The 19,735-nt window shown below is 44.1% G+C and carries 20 protein-coding genes and 1 other annotated feature; of the genes, 5 read left to right on the top strand and 15 right to left on the bottom strand.

Annotated features, from left to right (window positions below):
• Positions 1-2: 2 nt before the first annotated feature.
• From ilvN to ilvE, 4 genes are all read right to left on the bottom strand, one after another.
• Positions 3-518 (bottom strand): acetolactate synthase small subunit, encoded by a 516-nt coding sequence (gene ilvN, locus ACFSCZ_RS08915; RefSeq protein ID WP_380773560.1) that lies wholly within the window; start codon positions 516-518, stop codon positions 3-5.
• On the bottom strand, positions 515-2,236 hold the full coding sequence (gene ilvB, locus ACFSCZ_RS08910; protein WP_380773607.1) for an acetolactate synthase large subunit: 1,722 nt from the start codon (positions 2,234-2,236) through the stop codon (positions 515-517). The genes ilvN and ilvB overlap by 4 nt, the downstream gene beginning before the upstream one ends.
• A gap of 111 nt (positions 2,237-2,347) precedes the next feature.
• Positions 2,348-2,600: a binding site (T-box leader), on the bottom strand.
• A gap of 2 nt (positions 2,601-2,602) precedes the next feature.
• A complete protein-coding gene (gene ilvD, locus ACFSCZ_RS08905) occupies positions 2,603-4,267 on the bottom strand; it encodes a dihydroxy-acid dehydratase (RefSeq protein WP_380773559.1) in 1,665 nt (554 codons plus the stop codon).
• 18 nt (positions 4,268-4,285) lie between these two features.
• Positions 4,286-5,185, bottom strand: a complete 900-nt coding sequence (gene ilvE, locus ACFSCZ_RS08900; RefSeq protein WP_380773606.1) for a branched-chain-amino-acid transaminase — start codon at positions 5,183-5,185, stop codon at positions 4,286-4,288.
• Between the two features lie 407 nt (positions 5,186-5,592).
• On the opposite strand from ilvE, the gene ACFSCZ_RS08895 reads away from it, so the two are divergent.
• Both ACFSCZ_RS08895 and ACFSCZ_RS08890 read left to right on the top strand, forming a co-directional pair.
• Complete coding sequence (locus tag ACFSCZ_RS08895; protein ID WP_380773558.1) at positions 5,593-6,168, top strand: hypothetical protein; 576 nt, start codon at positions 5,593-5,595, stop codon at positions 6,166-6,168.
• A 19-nt stretch (positions 6,169-6,187) separates the two neighbouring features.
• Entirely contained in the window at positions 6,188-7,450 is a 1,263-nt protein-coding gene (locus tag ACFSCZ_RS08890) for an efflux RND transporter periplasmic adaptor subunit (RefSeq protein ID WP_380773556.1), read from the top strand.
• A 38-nt stretch (positions 7,451-7,488) separates the two neighbouring features.
• Here ACFSCZ_RS08890 and nagB read toward each other — a convergent pair whose 3' ends face one another.
• Together nagB and megL are read right to left on the bottom strand one after the other, a co-directional pair.
• Positions 7,489-8,202, bottom strand: a complete 714-nt coding sequence (gene nagB, locus ACFSCZ_RS08885) for a glucosamine-6-phosphate deaminase (RefSeq protein ID WP_380773555.1) — start codon at positions 8,200-8,202, stop codon at positions 7,489-7,491.
• Positions 8,203-8,491: 289 nt separating this feature from the next.
• Positions 8,492-9,676 carry a methionine gamma-lyase gene (gene megL / locus ACFSCZ_RS08880; protein WP_380773554.1) on the bottom strand — a complete coding sequence of 395 codons (1,185 nt, stop codon included), beginning with the start codon at positions 9,674-9,676 and terminating at the stop codon, positions 8,492-8,494.
• Between the two features lie 200 nt (positions 9,677-9,876).
• Between megL and ACFSCZ_RS08875 the strand changes: the two genes are divergently transcribed.
• Together ACFSCZ_RS08875 and ACFSCZ_RS08870 are read left to right on the top strand one after the other, a co-directional pair.
• Complete coding sequence (locus tag ACFSCZ_RS08875) at positions 9,877-10,953, top strand: C40 family peptidase (RefSeq protein ID WP_380773553.1); 1,077 nt, start codon at positions 9,877-9,879, stop codon at positions 10,951-10,953.
• 289 nt (positions 10,954-11,242) lie between these two features.
• Positions 11,243-12,832 (top strand): alkaline phosphatase, encoded by a 1,590-nt coding sequence (locus ACFSCZ_RS08870; protein WP_380773552.1) that lies wholly within the window; start codon positions 11,243-11,245, stop codon positions 12,830-12,832.
• Positions 12,833-13,044: 212 nt separating this feature from the next.
• Here ACFSCZ_RS08870 and ACFSCZ_RS08865 read toward each other — a convergent pair whose 3' ends face one another.
• Both ACFSCZ_RS08865 and ssb read right to left on the bottom strand, forming a co-directional pair.
• Positions 13,045-13,221, bottom strand: a complete 177-nt coding sequence (locus tag ACFSCZ_RS08865; protein ID WP_380773551.1) for a hypothetical protein — start codon at positions 13,219-13,221, stop codon at positions 13,045-13,047.
• Entirely contained in the window at positions 13,218-13,604 is a 387-nt protein-coding gene (gene ssb / locus ACFSCZ_RS08860; RefSeq protein WP_380773550.1) for a single-stranded DNA-binding protein, read from the bottom strand. The genes ACFSCZ_RS08865 and ssb overlap by 4 nt, the downstream gene beginning before the upstream one ends.
• Positions 13,605-13,878: 274 nt before the next feature.
• Here ssb and ACFSCZ_RS08855 point away from each other — a divergent pair, with 274 nt between their 5' ends.
• Positions 13,879-14,304, top strand: coding sequence for a YwpF family protein (locus ACFSCZ_RS08855; protein WP_380773548.1), 426 nt, complete (start codon positions 13,879-13,881; stop codon positions 14,302-14,304).
• A gap of 60 nt (positions 14,305-14,364) precedes the next feature.
• Here ACFSCZ_RS08855 and ACFSCZ_RS08850 read toward each other — a convergent pair whose 3' ends face one another.
• The 7 genes from ACFSCZ_RS08850 to spoIIID form a co-directional block, all read right to left on the bottom strand.
• Positions 14,365-14,676: a hypothetical protein gene (locus ACFSCZ_RS08850; RefSeq protein WP_380773547.1), complete on the bottom strand. Its 312-nt coding sequence runs from the start codon at positions 14,674-14,676 to the stop codon at positions 14,365-14,367.
• Between the two features lie 168 nt (positions 14,677-14,844).
• A complete protein-coding gene (fabZ, locus tag ACFSCZ_RS08845; RefSeq protein ID WP_380773546.1) occupies positions 14,845-15,270 on the bottom strand; it encodes a 3-hydroxyacyl-ACP dehydratase FabZ in 426 nt (141 codons plus the stop codon).
• Between the two features lie 220 nt (positions 15,271-15,490).
• Positions 15,491-15,766, bottom strand: a complete 276-nt coding sequence (locus ACFSCZ_RS08840) for a DNA-directed RNA polymerase subunit beta (protein ID WP_380773545.1) — start codon at positions 15,764-15,766, stop codon at positions 15,491-15,493.
• A 50-nt stretch (positions 15,767-15,816) separates the two neighbouring features.
• The gene (locus tag ACFSCZ_RS08835) at positions 15,817-16,653 is read right to left on the bottom strand and encodes a flagellar hook-basal body protein (protein ID WP_380773544.1); all 837 of its coding nucleotides are present in this window, start codon (positions 16,651-16,653) and stop codon (positions 15,817-15,819) included.
• A gap of 15 nt (positions 16,654-16,668) precedes the next feature.
• Positions 16,669-17,445 carry a flagellar hook-basal body protein gene (locus ACFSCZ_RS08830; RefSeq protein WP_380773543.1) on the bottom strand — a complete coding sequence of 259 codons (777 nt, stop codon included), beginning with the start codon at positions 17,443-17,445 and terminating at the stop codon, positions 16,669-16,671.
• Positions 17,446-17,459: 14 nt separating this feature from the next.
• Positions 17,460-18,458: a rod shape-determining protein gene (gene mreB / locus ACFSCZ_RS08825; protein ID WP_380773541.1), complete on the bottom strand. Its 999-nt coding sequence runs from the start codon at positions 18,456-18,458 to the stop codon at positions 17,460-17,462.
• A 531-nt stretch (positions 18,459-18,989) separates the two neighbouring features.
• Entirely contained in the window at positions 18,990-19,250 is a 261-nt protein-coding gene (gene spoIIID / locus ACFSCZ_RS08820; protein WP_380773540.1) for a sporulation transcriptional regulator SpoIIID, read from the bottom strand.
• Between the last annotated feature and the right edge of the window lie 485 nt (positions 19,251-19,735).

Raw genomic sequence — 19,735 nt, 5'->3', positions numbered from 1 at the left:
TTTTATAATTGTAGTATGGATAGTTGTGGTGAATCTTGCTTTTGATGATCCCGGACAAAGGCGGTTGCCCCAGTCCTTGAAATATCTTTAATTCCATAAGGCTTCAAAAGTTCAATAAAAGCTTCCACTTTTGAAGGCTCGCCAGTGACTTGGACAGTAATCATATTTTTGCCAATGTCAATGACAGTTGCCCTGAACGGTTCAATAATGCTGTATACTTCACTGCGAACCGGCGGCGGGCAAGAGACTTTGATAAGGGCCAGCTCGCGGGTTACCGCTTTTTCGGTAATGTCTGTTACTTTCAGCACGTCAATTTGCTTTTGTAATTGCTTTGAGAGCTGCTCCATTTTTGCCGGATCGTCAATTGGAACGATCAGCGTCATTTTGGAAATGCCCGGATTTTCTGTAGGCCCGACCGTAATGCTCTCAATATTAAACTGTCTTTTTGAGATTAGTCCGGTGATTCTGTTCAACACGCCGCTGCTATTGTTGACTGTTAATGTTACAACGCGTTTCATTCTCCCACCCCGATCATTTCATGTAGTCCTTTGCCTGGTGCAACCATTGGGTACACATTTTCATTTTCTATTACGCGGCAGTCGATGAGAACCGGTTCATTGCTGTTAAGAGTTTTTTCAAATACTTCCTTTGCTTCCTGTTCATTCTCCACTTTATATCCCTTAATGCCATAGGCTGCAGCCAATTGGATGAAGTCAGGCTGATTGGGAATGAGGGATTGGGAATATCTTTCCTCATAAAACTTCTCTTGCCATTGGCGAACCATCCCCAAAGATTTGTTATTCAAAATAATAATTTTGATAGGAAGGTTCAATTCACTGACAACCGAAAGTTCCTGAAGACACATTTGAAATCCGCCATCACCGGATATAGATACTACAGTTTTTTTCGGGTCAGCCAATTGAGCGCCGATGGCTGACGGGAATCCGAAGCCCATTGTTCCCAGGCCGCCGGATGTTACCCAGTGATTCGGAGCATTGAAACCATAGTATTGGGCGGCCCACATTTGATGCTGCCCAACATCCGTAGTGACAACCGCTTCCCCATTTGTTGCATCATGGATCATTTTGATGACATGCGGAGAAGACAGTCCATTTTCATTGGATTCGGGTTTTCTGAATGGATACTTTTCTTTATATTCTTCCAGATGCTCTGTCCAGGAAGTGATGTCAGGAAGGTTGAAGTCCATTTTAACCAGCTCTTCCAACACTGCTTTCGCATCTGCCACAATGGGAATATCCGTTGGGACATTTTTGCCGATTTCTGCAGGATCAATGTCAATATGAGCAATGGTGGCATTTGGCGCAAAGTGTTTCAAATTCCCTGTCAAGCGATCATCAAAGCGTGCCCCAAAGTTGATGAGAAGGTCGCACTCCGTAATGGCCATGTTGGATGTATAAGTTCCATGCATGCCGGCCATTCCCAAGAACTGGGGATGATTCCCCGGGATACTGCCCAGACCAAGCAATGTATTTGTAATGGGATATCCTGTTTTTTCTACAAAAGATTTGAGAGTCTCAGATCCTTTGGCGAATATGACCCCTGCTCCAGCCAGGATCAGTGGTTTTTTGGCTGTTGCCATCACATTTGCCAATTTTTGCAGCTGCAGGTAATTCGGCTTTGTTGTAGGCTGATAACCTGGTAAATGGATGGCTTCATCCGGATAAACGCCTGCTGTTTCTGTAGCGATATCTTTTGGAATGTCGATCAGTACAGGACCCGGTCTTCCACTGTTGGCAATATAGAAGGCTTCTTTGATAATGCGGCCAAGATCTTCAAGCTTATTTACCTGATAGTTATGCTTTGTAATCGGCATGGTAATTCCCACAATGTCAGATTCTTGGAAAGCATCTGTTCCAAGAACTCCGCTTGCTACCTGCCCAGTGAAAATCACAAGCGGAATTGAATCCATCATGGCATCAGCAATACCTGTAACCAGGTTGGTTGCTCCAGGACCAGAAGTCGCGATGACAACACCCGGCTTTCCTGTAACTCGTGCATACCCTTCTGCTGCGTGGATGGCACCTTGCTCATGCCGGGTCAAAACGTGCTTGATGGGGTTTTTGTATAAGGCATCGTAAATGGGAAGAACGGCACCTCCCGGATATCCGAAAATCAATTCTACATTCTCTCTTTGCAAAGCTTCGATAAACAAGTCCGCCCCGGTCTTTACTTGTTCCTTTTTGGCCGTGTCTGATTGTTGGCTGCCTGTTTTCATCGGGAAACCTATACTCACCACTAGCGCCTTCCTTTCATTTTTTATTTTCATGTAAAAAGATTCATATAAAGAAAAAAGTTTTTTCAGCCCACACAAAAGGAGAACCTTTTATGCAGGGATGAAAAAACTTTTCATGGTACCACCCTACTTTACAGTGAAAACTCACTGACTTAAGAACAGCTGAATATCAGCCATTCATTGATAACGGGAACTCCTAAGTATCCCCGTGAATCCCTAATCGCGCTTGCTTTTAGGATTCCGGCTCCAAGGGGATGTCGTGAATGACTGCATTGCCGGTTTCCAGCAGTTCCGGCTCTCTGTAAATGCAGGACTTCATTCACTTTTTCCTTTTCATTGCCTTGAATTTTATATTTTCATTACTCCGCCTGTGCTTGCAGAGGTAACCAATTTTGAATATCTTGCCAAGTAGCCTTTTTTAATTTTCGGCTCAAATGGTTTTAACTGCTTTCTGCGTTCTTCCAGCACTTCGTCATCAACATGCAGCTGGATCGTCCGGTTGGTTAAGTCAATGAAAATTTCATCTCCATCTTCCACCAGTGCAATCGGTCCGCCTTCGGCAGCTTCCGGTGAAATATGTCCAATCGAGATGCCGCGAGAAGCCCCTGAGAAGCGTCCATCTGTAATCAATGCTACTTCTTTGCCAAGCCCTCTTCCTGCAATCGCTGCTGTAGGAGCGAGCATTTCCGGCATTCCCGGACCGCCTTTTGGCCCTTCGTAGCGGATGACTACGACATGGCCGGGTTGAACAGTCCCATCGTTAATCCCTTTTTGAGCATCTTCCTGAGAGTCAAATACGATAGCCTTCCCGTGGAATGTTTTAATGGAAGGATCAACAGCTCCCACTTTAATGACTCCGCCATTTGGAGCGAGATTTCCGTACAGGATGGATAACCCTCCAACTGGACTATATGCATTTTCTTTTGGTCTTATGACTTCAGGATTTTTGATGACACTGTCTTTTACATTCTCGTAAACTGTTTTACCAGTGACTGTCATCCTGTCTGCCTCTACAGCGCCCATCTCGCAAAGTTCGCGAATAATGGCGCTGATTCCGCCGGCATCATGGATATCCTGCATCGTGTAGTCTGAGGCAGGTGCAATTTTTGCTAAATATGGAACCCGCTCTGCCACTTTATTGATTCTAGATAAATCGTAATCTATTTCTGCTTCTTGTGCAATAGCCAAAGTGTGTAAAACTGTATTTGTTGATCCGCCCATTGCCATATCCAGCGCAAAGGCATCGTCAATCGTGCGCTCTGTTACAAGATCCCTTGGCTTAATGTCTTCTTTTACCATGCGGATTAAATGCCGGGCCGCTTCTTTAATCAAACGGTGGCGTTCATCTGAAGTTGCAACAATGGTTCCGTTCCCCGGGATGGTCACTCCAAGCATTTCCATCAAAGAGTTCATGGAATTTGCCGTAAACATACCGGAGCAGGATCCGCATGTCGGACATGCATTTTGCTCGATATCCAGCAATTTTTCAGCTGTCATCTTTCCGGCGTGGTAGGCACCGACGCCTTCAAAAACAGAGGTCAATGTAAGCGGCTCACCCTCGGATGACATACCGCCTTCCATCGGCCCTCCGGAAACAAAGATGGAAGGAACATTCGTCCTGAACGCTGCCATCAGCATACCCGGTGTGATTTTATCGCAGTTCGGAATATAAAATACCCCGTCAAACCAATGCGCATTGATCACTGTCTCAGCTGCATCCGCGATCAGTTCCCGGCTTGGCAGCGAGTATCTCATACCGATATGCCCCATGGCAATACCGTCATCCACACCGATGGTATTGAATTCAAACGGCACTCCTCCGGCTTCCCAAATAGCTTCTTTGACCACTTCCGCAAATGTGTTTAAATGCTTGTGGCCGGGTATAATATCAATATATGAATTACAGACTCCGATAAACGGTTTGTCCAAATCTTTTGTTTTGACTCCTGTTGCATATAACAGGCTTCGATGAGGGGCACGATCGATCCCCTTTTTTATCATATCACTGCGCATCGTCTTCCCCCTCTTTACTTAGCTGACATGTACTGGTTCGTCGTATACTTTGACTCCGTCTTTCACTGTTTGTTCACGGAAGGCGGCAAGGAGGTCGTTTGTCACTTGTCCCGGTTTACCTTCTCCGATGACACGTCCATCGACTTTTACAACAGCAATGACTTCGGCTGCTGTTCCAGTGAGAAATACTTCATCTGCAGTATAGACCTCATGTCTGGTAAACATTGCCTCTTCCACTTCATAGCCTTTTTCCCTGGCAATCTCAATAATTGTGTTTCTTGTAATTCCCACAAGTGCGCCAACATGCCCTGGCGGCGTCAGCAGCTTGCCATCTTTTACTATGAATATATTATCAGCAGAACCTTCTGCAACGTAGCCCTGGTCATTCAGCATCAGAGCTTCCGGAACGCCTGCCAGGTTCGCTTCCATTTTTACCAAAATATTATTTAAGTAGTTCAAAGATTTAATCATCGGGTTGAGCACATCCGAACGATTTCTTCGGGTGGCTACCGTTGCAATTTCAATTCCTGTATCGTATAACTCTTTGGGGTAGATCCGGAGCGGTTCGGCAATAACAATGACAGAAGCCTCCCGGCAGTTTGCCGGATCAAGCCCGAGATCTCCGACACCACGAGAGACGACCAGGCGAATATATCCGTCTTTCAATTCATTTCTACGGAGAGTTTCAACGATAATCTGAGTCATTTCCTCTTGTGTATACGGTATTTCAAGCATGATTGATTTTGCGGATTCATAAAGACGAACAAGATGCTCATGAAGTTTAAAAACATTGCCGCTGTATGAGCGGATCCCTTCAAACACACCGTCTCCGTACAAAAATCCATGGTCGTATACCGAAATGACAGCATCTTCTTTTTTTACATAGCTGCCGTTGAGGAAAATCCACTGCTCACTCACCATTTTTCGCCCCTCTCGCGTGATAGTAAAATTACGTATATTAAAATGTTACATTGTTCCTAATCTTACCGTTGATTCCTTGATTCGTCAACCTTTTTTCAGAATCTTGCACTCCTCAAAATGTTTTGATAAATGCAATCGTTTACAATGGTTTTTCACTCAATAATATATACCTTAAATTTTATATGACACCTCACGACAGTTTGATCGATAACCATATATTTTTATAAAAAGTATTTTTTCCACTTGGTAATTTCAAAAAATAGGGTTTATAAGGTAAAATGGTGAAAGTGGAAGGATTAGGAAACAGGTGATGCATGGTGGTTTACCAGCTTAATATTTTAAAAGGTCTTTTTGATCCTCATAAGCATTTTTTTCAGCTGCACAAAGCAGAAAGTATATACAGGTTGAAACTGAAAATTTTTCTGCTTTTTCTGATAAGCGCTTTTATTTTTGCCATTTCCGGCTATTTGGGCATCGGGTCCAATCCCTTTTCTTCTGAATTAATCACGAGGTCTCCCGAAGAATTTGAATGGCTGAAAAGTTCCTTTGCCGCAGGAAGGCTGATCCTGGGACTTTTTTATGCTGCTCTTATCATCTTCTTTCATGCACTGTGGTTTTGGACTTTAACAGATGTTCCCTACGCCAAGCTAGTCGTTTTGCAGTCTTTTATATTCCCTGTCTTGCTGGCTGAAAATACGTTGAATATATTTTTGGCCGTACAATTCAATCTGCCCTGGTTCTCATCACCTTTTTCTTTGGGGCCTGCCGCCCATTATATGATGAGCCATCCTTTTTTTATTTACTTTCTTGGCAGTATATCCCTGTTTAAATTCTGGGTGATTGCATTTCAGCTTTACGGTTTGCGCATGTTGAGCAGTCAAAGGCCGCTCATATTGTTTATGATCATCATCGGCATACATATCATTTCGTGGATCGGAAAGGCAACTTTGGCCTTTCTGGATTTCAAGGTCATCCTATGATGAAGGTGAGTAATGAAAAATGAATAAATGGATTCGCGTACTCATGGTATTGGGAGTCATTCTGTTTATCACAGCCAATACCATTTTAATTACCAGGGAAAATGGCAGCGTCAGCCGCATCAATTACATCAGTGACTGGTCAAAAATAAGGGAAACGGATATTGTCCACTCGCTTGCTGCGGACGGCGTTATTGAGGAAGCTGACACGATATATATCATGGCTGATCAAGAAAAAACAATAGAAGAGTTTCTTGTTAAAGAAGGTGATCAGGTGGAGGCAGGAACCACCCTGTTCATCTATCAAAGCAATCAAGTAGACCGCCAGACTTCATTTTTGGATTCGGAAATCGAAAGTCTTCTGGCCAAAAGAAATAGTGTGGAAGCTTTGATTGATGAATGGAGCAGCTTGACCCCGCCAGCATCAGCAGATACTTTTGCAGACCCCGTTTATTCCGGAGAGGCAACTGATTTCGAAGAATGGGATCCATGGACAGCACTTGAGAACCCCCAAAGCGCAGACCCGTCAGAATGGCAGCAGACAATGGATAAAGAGATTGGCGAGAAAAGACTTGAGCTCGAAAAAATTGAGGCGGAAATTGAAAAGCTGGAGAAACAAAAAGCATTCCTTCAAAACGAAAGAGATGACTTAGCCGTTACAAGTCCCGTGGATGGAATTGTGAAGAAATTGAGACCAAATGAAAAACAGGTCATCACCATTGCGTCCAATGAAAAAGTTCTGACAGGAAAACTTACGGAAGAAGAGTTGCCAGAAGTAAAGGAAGGAATGAGGGTAAACATTCTATCACACCTTTTTGAAAGCCGGCCGACCGGAGAAGTCAGCAAAATTACAAGGATGCCGGCGGGGGCTGACGATGGAACAAGCCTGTACCCCTTTACGGTTACACTTGATGAACAGCACAGCGATGTGCAGTACGGTTATCACGTGACGGCTGATATTATCCTAAATGAAATGCAGGGTGTTCCGGTTGTTTTCGCAAAAAGCATAAGGGATCAAGGCGATCAATCTTTTATTTGGGTCCTGAATGAAAACGGGATAACCGAAAAAAGGGAAATTGAAAAAGGGTTGGAAGACGGCGGCCTCTATGCAGTGACCAGCGGGGGACAAACCGGGGAATTATATGTAACCCGCCCCGGAAAAACTGTCAAAGAAGCACCGTTTATTACACCGCTGGAACCCCATCGGCTGAATCGCGGAGCTTTAAAAAATATAACCTGCAAGCAAGTGCTGAAACACATCTTAATCGGTGTATTGCAACATTAAAGCCGTCCCCGGAAAGGGGGGCGGCTTTCCCTATTGTGCTATTCGCTTTTCTTTAATTTTCCGGCTGCGGCTTCGTCCAGTATAATGATGGCATTCGGATGATTCTGCAGGACTGAAGCAGGACAATCTACTGTCACAGGCCCTTCGACCATACACCTGACAGCCTCCGCTTTCGCTTCTCCAAACGCAAGCATCATGACTTCTTTTGAATCCATGATCGAGGAAATCCCCATCGTAATTGCCTTTTTCGGAACATCTTCTTCCTTTTCAAAAAAACGTTTGTTTGCCTCCCGTGTAGAAGGAGTCAATTCTGCTACATGTGTCACGGAATCAAAAGAAGTCCCCGGTTCATTGAAACCGATATGACCGTTTGGACCCATTCCCAATATCTGTAAATCTACAGGGTGTCTGCGCAAAATTTCTTCAAAACGCTCACATTCTTTTTCCAAATCCTCGGCAACTCCATTTGGAACATTGGTAGAGGCAAAGTTCATATACTTGAACAACACCTCATTCATATAATAGTTATAGCTTTGAGGATCATCAGGCTCCAACCCCACATATTCATCCAGGTTTACCGTGGTGATATGTGATACATCTCTATTGGATTGACGGAGCTTTTCATAAAGTTTTAAAGGAGTGCTTCCCGTGGCTAGACCGATCGTTTTGAGGCCTTCATCAAACCGCTTGATTACCATATCATAAGCAGCTTCCGTGGCTTCTTCTGGGGTTTTAAAGATTAACACCTTCATGTCTTTTTCCTCCTAACATGGCACAGAAACATCCTGTCATGGTCATGGCAGTAATGTCCGCTTACATTCAACAAGTGTCCATTGCCACTATAGGCATTCATAAACAAAATTGCTGAACATCACTCATTATAAAGCTCCTTTTTTTCATACACAATAATAAAATGATAGATAACGAAAATTTTGCAGACAAGAATGTTTAGGAACCATCATGGCAACCAGCCGGTTCCGCAAAAATAAAAAACCTTGCCATCGACTCAATGTATGGCAAGGTTTTTGGAATATGCAGTAATTATATGCTGTTCAGAGCCTGTTCCAGGTCTTCCCAAATATCTTCCCAGGATTCCAATCCGACAGACATTCTGATTAACGTGTCGGAAATCCCCATTTTCTTCCGGTCTTCTTCCGGAACAACAGCATGCGTCATGGAAGCCGGGTGCTGAATCAAAGTCTCTGTATCACCCAAGCTGACCGCAAGCCGGATCAGTTTTACTGAATCCAGCAGCTTCTGAGCAGCTTCTTTACTGCCTTTCACTTCAAAGCTGATCATTCCCCCAGGGCGCTTCATCTGACGGCTGGCCAGCTCATATTGAGGAAAGTCCGGATCTCCGGGGTAAAACATTTTTCCTACCTTTGGATGTTTTTTCAAGCGCTCTGCAATTTTTTCGGCATTGTCACAGTGGCGGTCAAGCCGGATTGGCAGCGTCTTTAACCCCCGCATCAAAAGCCAGGCATCAAACGGGGACATGATCCCTCCAATATCTTTCCTGACCGTTGATCTCATTTCATCCACCGCTTCTTTGTCTTTTCCCGCAACGAGCCCTGCTACAACATCTCCATGACCGCCAATATACTTCGTGGCACTGTGAACAACAAAGTCGCAGCCGATGGCAAGCGGTCTTTGTAAATACGGTGAGCAGAAAGTGTTGTCTACTACCACGCGTATATTCCGTTCTTTTGCGACGCGGACGATCATTTCAAGGTCCACCAATTTCATCGTCGGGTTGATCGGCGTCTCCACATAAATTATTTTAGTATTTTCGCGAAGGGCAGTTCTCAATGATTCTTCAGTGTCCATGCTGATCAAGTCATGATCAATGTGATACTTTTTCTCCATGAGCTGCAGCAAACCGAAGGTACAGCCGTAAATGCCATCAGAACATACAATATGGTCGCCTGTGTTTGTTAAATGTAAGAGCGTTGCACTGACTGCCGCCATTCCTGAAGCAAACGCGAGGGCTCCTTCCCCATCCTCCAAAACGGCCATTCTCCTTTCAAGAGCCGTAACCGTCGGGTTACCCAATCTTGAATAAATGTTCCCCTCAGATTCCCCGGCAAAGCGCCTTTCCCCTTCAAGTGCTGATGGAAAAGTGAATGTCGATGTCTGAAAAAGAGGGGGAACCAAACTCCCCATATGGTCAGATGGCTCATAGCCTGCATGTATCACATCGGTTTCAAATCGGTTCTTTTTTTCCAAATCGTATACCTCCTGAAGTCCTTCTCCCTTTCATTCTATGATACAGGGGATGAGATGAAAAGAAAATCCATTTATAAATCTGGTAATATATGGTTTTATTATTAAAAACATGTAACATTTTGTAAAAATATCATGAATTGGCAGGAATTTATGCTAGAATTTCAGAAAAAGAGCTTTATATAAACTGGGGGGAATGTATCATGCGGAAAAAGTTAGTGGGCGGTGTAGCAACTGTTGCATTAATGGCGACTTTTTCTGGAAAAGCATCTGCTGCAGAACAGTACCAGGTGAAGCCCGGAGACACACTCTGGAAAATTGCCAATCAATATAAAACAACGGTATCCAATATTAAACAGTTAAATAAATTGTCATCAGATATCATTTATCCCAAACAAGTACTGAGAGTAGATGGAAGCAAAAGCTCCGGCTCCGGAACTTCTGCAAGCACCTCTGCCCGGAGCTCCGCAAAAGCGAGCAGTGCAACGAGCAGTTCCGGCAGTACATATACTGTAAAGCCCGGAGATTATTTAATCAAAATTGCCAATGCCCACGGAATCTCACTCAGTCAACTCAAACAATGGAACGGCCTCTCTTCAAATATTATTTATCCGGGGCAAACATTAAAGGTAAGGCAAGGCGGCTCCGCAGCACCTGCTTCCTCGTCAAGTACAGCTGCTGCACCCGCATCATCTTCTGCCGGTTCCAGCAGCACCGGGTCCACGTACAAAGTGGTTAGCGGGGATACACTCGGAAAAATCGCTGCTAAATACAGTACAACCGTAGCGAACTTAAAGCAAATCAATGGGTTAAGATCGGATTTAATTTACGCTGGACAAACCCTCAAGGTGAGTGGCAGCGCTGCTTCCAGCACTCCGGCCAAACAAACGGCTGCACCTGCTTCCAAGCCTGCTGCATCTTCGTCCGGCAATGTAATTTCTGTGGCCAAACAGCAGTTGGGGACAAAATATGCATGGGGAGGAACGAGTCCATCAGGTTTTGACTGCAGCGGATTTATTTATTACGTATTTAAGCAAGCGGGGCATAATATCAGCAGAACGAGCACAGAGGGTTACTATAATCGCTCATATTATATAAGCAGTCCTCAACCAGGAGATTTGGTTTTCTTTAAGAATACATATAAAAAAGGCATTTCCCATATGGGGGTCTACCTTGGAGGCAACCAATTTATCCATGCCGGAAACAACGGAGTTGAAATTGCAAGCCTCAACAATTCTTATTGGAAAAGCAAATTTGACGGCTATAAAAAATTCTACTGAGAGCAATAGGCGAGCTTCCGTTTAACGGATGAACGCAGGCACAATCATCTACAACTAAAGAGGCCGTTTACGGCTTCCAAAATCTGATGTTAGTTTTTCCTTATTTACAGACCCTTGCGTTTAAGCATGACACGAGCATATAGTATTAATATCAAAAAAGCTGCAAAGCCGATGGGCATGCAGCTTTTTTGGATGTTGTTATTTTGGCTCTATTCCACTCCCCCTTCGAATAAACCCCACAATTCTCCAAATAATATAATGAATGACCACCTTATATTGGAGGAATCGCATGTTTAAGAAAATAGCCGGGTTTTCCCTTATCTGTTGTCTTTTACTCAGTATTCCGCTTCATGCAGGAGCCGAAAAAAAAGGCCCACGAAAAAATGTCATCTTTATGGTCATGGATGGAACCAATTCTGATGTCATTACGCTTGCCAGACACTTTAAAGGGGAGCCTCTCGCTTTGGACGAAATTTTGACGGGAGGTGTTCGCACATATTCTCTCCGCTCAGCCATTACCGATTCAGCTGCAGCAGCAACCGCTATGGCCACAGGCCATAAAACAACAATGGACTTTATCGGAATGGTTCCATACCAGGCACAGGATGGGACAGTCGGCGGGCGGCCGGTTGCCAATATTTTGGAGGCCGCTCAGGAGAAAGGTTTAGCTACCGGATTGATTGCGACGGCTCCTGTCCAGCATGCAACTCCCGCGGCTTTTTCGGCACACTCCATCAGCAGACATAGATTAGAGGAAATCGGCTGGCAGCAGGCACACCAAAACATTGATCTGATCCTCGGCGGCGGGAAACGATATGCTTTTTCCGCCTCTGACAAACAAGGGAATGCAATCCGTACCCAAAAGGATTTGCTTCAGTCCGACAGTCTCCCCCTTTACGGTTATTTTGCAGATGAGGATTTGGCCTACGAACTGGATCGGAAGGTACTTCATCCAGAACAGCCCTCTTTGGCTGAAATGACAAAGAAAGCACTTCGTTTACTCAGTCAAGACCACAATGGGTTTTTCCTATTCATCGAAGGCAGCAAGGTAGACTTCGCCGGTCACAAAAATGACCCGGTTGGGATGATCAGTGAGATACTGGCTTTTGATGCTTCTGTACAAGAAGCTCTTACTTTTGCAAAAGAGGACCAGCAAACTCTTTTAATTGCAGTAGCTGATCATGGTAACGGCGGTCTGACGATGGGAAATAATAGGACGGACAAGACCTATCCGGACACTTCGCCTGATCATTTTGTCGCACCTTTGAAAAAGGCCAAATATACGGTAACCGGTGCCCTCTCCCAATTGAAGCCGGATCGATCAAACTTAAAAGAGGTCTTGAACAGCTATGGACTGGACGGCGTCTCTCCTCAAGAATTGGTAAAACTTAAAAACGGGCAGAACATTGAACAGACCATGGTTCAAATGATGGCAAGACGGGCAAATCTTGGATTTACGACTAAAGGGCATTCTGGAGAGGATGTTTCTCTTTATAGTTACGGGGGTGCAGGTGTCGAACATCATCCGACTGGACTTTTGAACAATACAGAGCTTGCAGAATATGTCGTCAAGCACCTGCAGCTTCCCTCTCTCGCCAAACTCACAGATGAGAAATTTGTTTCTGCACAGGAACATTTTGAGAGCAAAGGGTTTCGAACCAAGATTCAGAAAGGAGACATTGGACAGCCTGTTTTTATTGCTGAAAAAGCTGGCTTGACCATTCAATACCCCGCCAACCAAAACATCCGCTATGTCAACGGAAAAAAGGAGACAGTCAATGGTGTGGTCGTATTTAACGGAATGACGTTTTGGATACCAATGGATAAGGAGCAGCAGGATTCATGGACTCCCGTATCTCCGAACTATGCGGGTATATAGACTTCGGATCATATTCATCAGTCCAGAAACAATTTGCGGGTTGACACTAAGTTTCACTCCTGATCAGACCGGGCTTTTTGGAAATACTTTTTAAAATAAAATACACAATGAAAAAAGACCAGCTCATTCGGGCTGGTCTTCCACATGGGGAGGGCTAGCGGGGATGTTATAAAAGAAAAGCGGGGACTGTACATGAATGGAATCATGTTTCTCTAGGAGGTTTTAGATTTGTGTTGAAGAAAAAGTCCGGGTGTTTGCTGATGTAACAAATGTTCAAGCTGTTCAACCCGCTGGGTTAAATGATGGATTTGCTGATGGGCTTTTCCCAGTTTAAAGATTAAATCGCTGACTAATCGCTCCAATGACTCTCCTTGCCTTTCCCTTATCAACGGTTCACCTCCCTGACTTCCTCTGCTTGTTTTCCGGCCTGGCCAGCCTGTCTTTCTTCTTTTGGACGCCCTCCCATAAATTTTACGGCATCTGCCACCACTTCAGTGACATAGACTCTTTTCCCTTCGGGGTTTTCATAATGCCTTGTCTGAATTCTTCCTGTTACCCCAACAATAGATCCTTTCACACAGTATTTTGCCGTATTTTCTGCAGTCTTGTTCCAAAGGGTACAAAGGACAAAATCGGCGTCATATTCACCCTGTGAATTTCGATAGTGACGGTTTAAGGCAAGGGTAATGTTCAGAACAGCTCTCCCTTCCACCGTATAACGAAGATCCGGATCCTTGGTCAGCCTCCCGACCAGTGTTACCTGATTGATCAATGGATCACTCCTTTAAATATGGTACTCTAAGTGTATAATCGAAGCTATTTTATGTAAAATGGCGATAATTCATTTTTTTCTCAAAAATCACCTTGATCATTTCCTTTTGTACAAGTGAAATTTATCGTTTGGATCGATCTATATAGAGATATGGCAATTATACGCATTTTTTTAAAAAAGTGATTTATGGCAATATATGACGAAACTTTCGCTTTATGTAGAGGAAGAAAAAACATGATATACTTGAAAAAAGCCGATATGGAGGAGACTCGATTTGAAAACATTTAAAATCGTAGCCCTGCAAGTCATCGATGACCTTCACTCCAAGAACATTCCACTAACAGACGGGTTAATCATCAATAAGGAAAGTGAAGATGGAAGCTGGATTATTGAAGCATATGTCGAAAAAAGATTTGAATCTTACTTTACATCTTTTAAGGAAAAAGATGAACCTTTTGAAATACGGGTCATCATTACTCATGCTGCAAACGATCCGGCTCCTTTCACTGTAAAAATTCATTCCATTAAACATGTAAAAGACCACGTGAGTATCTTATTTATAGGCAAACTCAGCAAGCGGCGAAATGAGTACCTGGAATTACTTCTGGACGATTTGATCAAAGAAGGACTTTCCGGAGAACAACTCTTGAAGGAATTTAAAGCAAGGATGCGGATGAAACAGCCGGCAGAGAAAAAATAAGAATACCATCCAAATGAAAAGGCTGTCTCCGACATTGCGCGGAACAGCCCTCTCAAATGTTTACCTATTCTCTTCGTCATTCCTTAAATCATTGTTATCCATGTTGTTGTCATCAGTACCATCCATCACGTCACCATTATCCAGGTTTTCATCCACGTCGTTGTTCATGTCAAGATCATCGTTGTCATTTACACCGTTGTTGTCGTTGGTACCGTCGGTGTCCTCAACACCATTGTTATTGTTGTTGCCCCCGTTGTCTTCGACTCCGTTGTCTGCTGGTGGAGGGGGTTCTTGATCATTGTTTGCACATCCTACAAGAAGGAGGGAGGATAATGCAGCTGCTCCAATGATTTTTCCGAATTTCGGATTCATTTAGGTAAGCTCCTTTCAGATTTTGTAGTCCCACTTTTTGTGGGTAAGCTCGGCTTTGCCGATTTCCATTTTGAACAGGACCTGCTGGTCTGATGTTAGCTTTCCCAAATCCTCTAAAATTCTTCAACATTTTTTGTTTTTTATGGACCCCTACAGGAATTATTCCTTTTATTCCCCTAGCGCAAACATAATTTCTGCTTCACAAACCAACTCATCCCCAACACGGGCAATTCCTTTGCCTTTCCCGACAGGGCCTTTTACCCGGATCATTTCCACTTCTAATTGAAGTTGATCGCCGGGCTTTACCTGGCGCTTAAACCGGCATTTATCAATCCCTGTAAAAAAAGCCAGCTTCCCGCGATTTTCTTCTTTCTTTAACATCGCAACAGCCCCGACTTGTGCAAGAGCCTCAACAATCAGAACACCGGGCATCACCGGATAGTCCGGAAAATGTCCATTAAAATATTCTTCATTGGCAGAGACATTTTTTATGCCAACCGCCCTTTTTCCCTCTTCAATCTCCAATATCCGGTCCACTAGCAAGAACGGATATCGGTGAGGGATAATCTCTTTGATTTGCTGAATATCCATCATACAAAATTCCTCCCAAATAGTAGTAACACAAGCAAAAAAACTGTTTAGCCACGCAAAAACGAGGACTCAGCCGCATGATTGCCTTTCAGGTGTGACCCCGTGAGACAGTAAGTGGTTTGGGTACATTCTGCTTTACTGCAGAATGTGGAAAGTGCTTCCCCGCTCATCTTCCGAACCTATGGTTTACATGTAACTCTTTCTTGTTAAAAAAGGGCTGTCATCAGCCCTCACTTTCTTTTTGAACGATATCAATGATATGTGTCCATGTTTCTATTTTTAGTGCATCTGCGGGCTTTCCATCGCCAATGACGGAATATCCGATGACAACCCCTATAAATAAGCTGATTGAAGCTAACACAGCTACAATAAGGATTCTAAGCCAAATGGGGATTAAGCGGACCTTAATTCTCTTTATTGTATCATCAGCAGGTTTTTCCTTGGGCTGCTCTTTTTTCGGCGCTTCTTTTGCTTTTGATTGTTCTTTGCTGATCGACATAGAAAAAAACTCCTTTTGGCGGTTTGTTCATGTAAGTATGAACGACAAAACTAACGAATACCGTTAATAAGACCCATCATTTGATCAGCAAGCGTTATGGATCTTGATTGAAATTGAATGGAACGCTGCGTTGTCAGCAGTTGAGCCATTTCCTGTCCCACATCCACATTAGAGACTTCCAGGGCCCCTTGCTCCAGACCAACATCTGCCCTGTTGGCTCCAATTAAGTCCATGTATATGTCATTGACGTTCACCCCGGCATCGAGTTGATCCGGGAGACCAATCAGCGAATTTCCTTGGGCTTCCATAAACTGGGGTTTGAATAAAGCAACAATTCCCAGTTGTGATACCTGTGTTTCACCACTTGCTAATCTGAACTCCATTGTACCCGACCGGTCCATTTTGATGTCCTCTACCTGATCTGAAAAGGCAATGATCTGATCATTTGCATCTAAAACAGGATGACCATCTTTTGTAGCAAGCAGCCACTGGCCGCCGGCCTGGACAATATCCAATTCACCATTTCGTGTAAATCGTAGTGCTGATTCCCCGCCCTCTTGAACCAACACTTTGAAGTATTGATTTTCTTTTGTAAAAGCAAGGTCAAGAGGCCTTCCGGTATTTTTTAACGAACCCTGGCCTGTCGACATGAAAGTTTGAGAAATCCCGGAACCGGGACTTTGGCGGATACCCAAGGGCGAAAGCCGGCCGATTTCCGATTCAACCGAAGAGTGGTTATTGATCTGTTGTGCAATTAAATCTGAGAAAGAGGCTTCTCTTTTTTTAAAACCGCTAGTTTCAGCATTAGCCAAGTTATGTCCGATCAAGTCCACTTGCTTTTGAAGCTGCCCCAATGTATTAACTGCTGTAAGCATTGTCCTGTTCATTTAGACTTCACCCTCTTAACCATTGACCCTGCCCACTTCATTGACTGCCTTTTCAAGACTGCGGTCATAGGCCTGGACTATTTTTTGATTCGCTTCAAAAGTGCGGTAGGCCGCCAGCATATCTCCCATGGAACGTGTAATATCCACATTGGCTCTCTCTATAAAGCCTTGGGAGACAGAAAAATCTGCATTGCCTGCAAGGGGCAGGGGAGCATTATTTTCAGTCTGAAACAAGCCGTCTCCCATTTTGGATAAGGCTTCCGGCTCATCTGCCCGAACAATTCCCAACCGGGCAACAGGGACACCATTTTCAGTAATTCGGCCAAAGTCATCTATATCAAATTGATCGCTGTTCAGGCGGATAGTATTGCCATTTTCATCCAAAAGAGGCCAGCCATTTTCTGTGGTCAGCATACCTGAAGGATCAATGGTAAAACGGCCATTTCGCGTGTAGGATATCTGCCCATTTTGGTCAACAGAGAAAAAAGCAGTCCCCTCACCCCTGTCCGTAAGCGCAAGATCACCGGAACGGCCGGTCTCCATCAAGTCCCCTTGAATGAACCTTGGAACAATCTCTTGGACATACATGCCTGTATGTAATGTACCCACACGCTCGGTTCGGCGATTGCCGGCTTCAAACCTGGAGAGAAGCATGTCAGGAAAAGCACGCACATGCGTATGATCTGCTTTATATCCAGGGGTTTGGGCATTCGCCATGTTATTCGTCAACATTTCTGTTTTCCTCTGCGAAGCATACATCCCAGATGCAGCAGTAAAAAGACCCCTTAACATTGAAACGCCTCCTGTTATACGTTCGCCTTGGCGATTCGATCAATATTCTCCAGCATCATTCCGGTTCCTTTAGCTACTGCATCCATGGGTTCTTCTGCAACAAGCACCGGAACACGCAGCTCTTCCGCGAGCAGCTGGTCAATCCCATGCAAAAGCGCACCTCCGCCTGTAAGAATGACACCTCTGTCAATGATGTCTGCAGACAGTTCCGGAGGAGTTTTTTCAAGCACGTTCTTGGCAGCCTGTACAATAAGACCCACGGACTCTTTCAATACAGCTTCAATTTCTTTTGAATTCACGGTAATGGTTCTCGGAAGTCCGTTAACTAAATCACGTCCCCGTATTTCCATTTCTTCATTATGCGTCTCGGGGAACACGGTACCAATTGAGACTTTTATATTTTCTGCTGTTCTTTCTCCGATCAACAGCTTGTACTCTTTCTTTACATAATTTAAGATTTCATTGTCAAAGCTGTCGCCAGCCACTTTAATCGATGCAGATGTAACGATATCTCCCATGGACAAGACGGCTACATCCGTTGTACCTCCGCCGATATCAATAACCATGTTTCCGCTTGGTTGAAAGATGTCCATGCCTGCTCCGATGGCTGCAACTTTCGGTTCTTCTTCCAAATATATTTTTTTACCCCCGCTTTTTTCAGCAGCTTCCTTGATGGCTTTCTGCTCAACACTGGTAATATTGGTCGGACAGCATATAAGGATGCGCGGCTTGGCCAGGAATCCTTTTACATTCAGCTTATTGACAAAATATTTTAACATGGATTCTGTCACATCAAAATCGGCAATGACCCCGTCTTTTAAAGGGCGTATAGCTACGATATTTCCCGGTGTCCTCCCGACCATTCTTCTTGCTTCTTCACCTACCGCCAGCACCTTGTTCGTGTTGCGGTCTATAGCCACAACCGAAGGTTCATTTAAAACAATTCCCTGTCCCTTTACATGAATGAGAACATTGGCCGTCCCCAAGTCAATGCCGATATCTTTTGCAAACATCTTTAATCCCTACCTTTATCTATTTAAAAACTATGTAAATGGCCGCTGCACACACATATCCCAAGTATATATTTTATCATACCCTTCCCGCCAAAAGGAATGAGGGATTGACAAAATTTTAGTTTTTTTGACAATATAGAAAAGCGCAAGGCGGCTGCCCGGGGGCGACAAGCGCTGGAGAAAAACCTGTGAAGGTGCCTTTGACCTTCATTGGTTTTTTGAAGCGACCTCGAGCCCCTGCCGCCTGGAGCTGGACAATATAGAAAAGCGCAAGGCGGCTGCCCAGGGGCGACAAGCGCTGGAGAAAAACCTGTGAAGGTGCCTTTGACCTTCATTGGTTTTTTGAAGCGACCTCGAGCCCCTGCCGCCTGGAGCCGGACAATATAGAAAAGCGCAAGGCGGCTGCCCGGGGGCGACAAGCGCTGGAGAAAAACCTGTGAAGGTGCCTTTGACCTTCATTCTGCTCGGTAACCCGGGCCTTATGAAATCAGAAAACCTAAAGAAGAAGGCCTTTGCCTTCTCCGGTCCAAACTATTTCTGCAGCTCGGCTTTTTTATACTTCTGCTTTGTTGCCTCCCCCCCTCTAAGATGCCGAATGGATTTATGATATTCCAAAATGCTTTTTACCTGGTTGGCCAATTCCGGATTAAGTTCCGGCAGCCTTTCTGTTAAATCTTTGTGGACTGTACTTTTGGATACGCCAAACTCCTTCGCAATGACGCGAACTGTTTTTCTCGTCTCCACGATATACCTTCCAATCTTGATCGTTCGCTCTTTGATGTAATCGTGCACACCACTCGCCCTCCCTGAATTGGATGTGAGGAGTGTGAAATGAGACTCGTCTTTTGTATATATATACTGGGTCTGCTGTTTTGGGAACATTCTGTTCCTCAGCATACTGCACGGGTAGAAAATCATCTTTTACAAATCAAGCTCATTTTACAGGAATTAAACATTATATAGAGTTGAATGTAGGCCTTGTATAAACGATTACTCACCTCAAGCACTCTCTATTTTTTATCGTGTTGGTATCATCTTATTTGTCCAGTTCAGGATATATGCTCGAAAACGCCAATAAGGACAAGGTAATTGATTAAAATAACGGTTATATGTATAAAATCACAAAAAAAGACAGGCTTATGCCTGTCTTGCAGCTTGTAGAGAAAGTATATGTTTTTTTCTCTACAGGCTTTTTTATTTTACATTTAGACGACTTGTATCTAGATTTTTGTGTTTTTATTTTTAAGAAAAAGATTCCCATCCACCTAGACCTGTCT

It is taken from the genome of Siminovitchia sediminis (assembly GCF_042680885.1).
Lineage (GTDB): Bacteria > Bacillota > Bacilli > Bacillales > Bacillaceae_C > Siminovitchia > Siminovitchia sediminis.
Note: the sequence above shows the minus strand (reverse complement) of the source record. Positions and strands in the feature narration are given on the sequence as shown.

What these genes read in the sequence shown, in the direction of transcription:
- ACFSCZ_RS08875 (WP_380773553.1), top strand. Translation starts at nt 9,877, where the DNA reads ATGCGGAAAAAGTTAGTGGGCGGTGTAGCAACTGTTGCATTAATGGCG.
- ACFSCZ_RS08850 (WP_380773547.1), bottom strand. Translation starts at nt 14,676, where the DNA reads ATGAATCCGAAATTCGGAAAAATCATTGGAGCAGCTGCATTATCCTCC.
- ACFSCZ_RS08840 (WP_380773545.1), bottom strand. Translation starts at nt 15,766, where the DNA reads ATGTCGATCAGCAAAGAACAATCAAAAGCAAAAGAAGCGCCGAAAAAA.
- ACFSCZ_RS08870 (WP_380773552.1), top strand. Translation starts at nt 11,243, where the DNA reads ATGTTTAAGAAAATAGCCGGGTTTTCCCTTATCTGTTGTCTTTTACTC.
- ACFSCZ_RS08830 (WP_380773543.1), bottom strand. Translation starts at nt 17,445, where the DNA reads ATGTTAAGGGGTCTTTTTACTGCTGCATCTGGGATGTATGCTTCGCAG.
- ilvB (WP_380773607.1), bottom strand. Translation starts at nt 2,236, where the DNA reads ATGAAAACAGGCAGCCAACAATCAGACACGGCCAAAAAGGAACAAGTA.
- fabZ (WP_380773546.1), bottom strand. Translation starts at nt 15,270, where the DNA reads ATGATGGATATTCAGCAAATCAAAGAGATTATCCCTCACCGATATCCG.
- ACFSCZ_RS08835 (WP_380773544.1), bottom strand. Translation starts at nt 16,653, where the DNA reads ATGAACAGGACAATGCTTACAGCAGTTAATACATTGGGGCAGCTTCAA.
- nagB (WP_380773555.1), bottom strand. Translation starts at nt 8,202, where the DNA reads ATGAAGGTGTTAATCTTTAAAACCCCAGAAGAAGCCACGGAAGCTGCT.
- ilvD (WP_380773559.1), bottom strand. Translation starts at nt 4,267, where the DNA reads ATGCGCAGTGATATGATAAAAAAGGGGATCGATCGTGCCCCTCATCGA.
- ilvN (WP_380773560.1), bottom strand. Translation starts at nt 518, where the DNA reads ATGAAACGCGTTGTAACATTAACAGTCAACAATAGCAGCGGCGTGTTG.
- mreB (WP_380773541.1), bottom strand. Translation starts at nt 18,458, where the DNA reads ATGTTTGCAAAAGATATCGGCATTGACTTGGGGACGGCCAATGTTCTC.
- ACFSCZ_RS08890 (WP_380773556.1), top strand. Translation starts at nt 6,188, where the DNA reads ATGAATAAATGGATTCGCGTACTCATGGTATTGGGAGTCATTCTGTTT.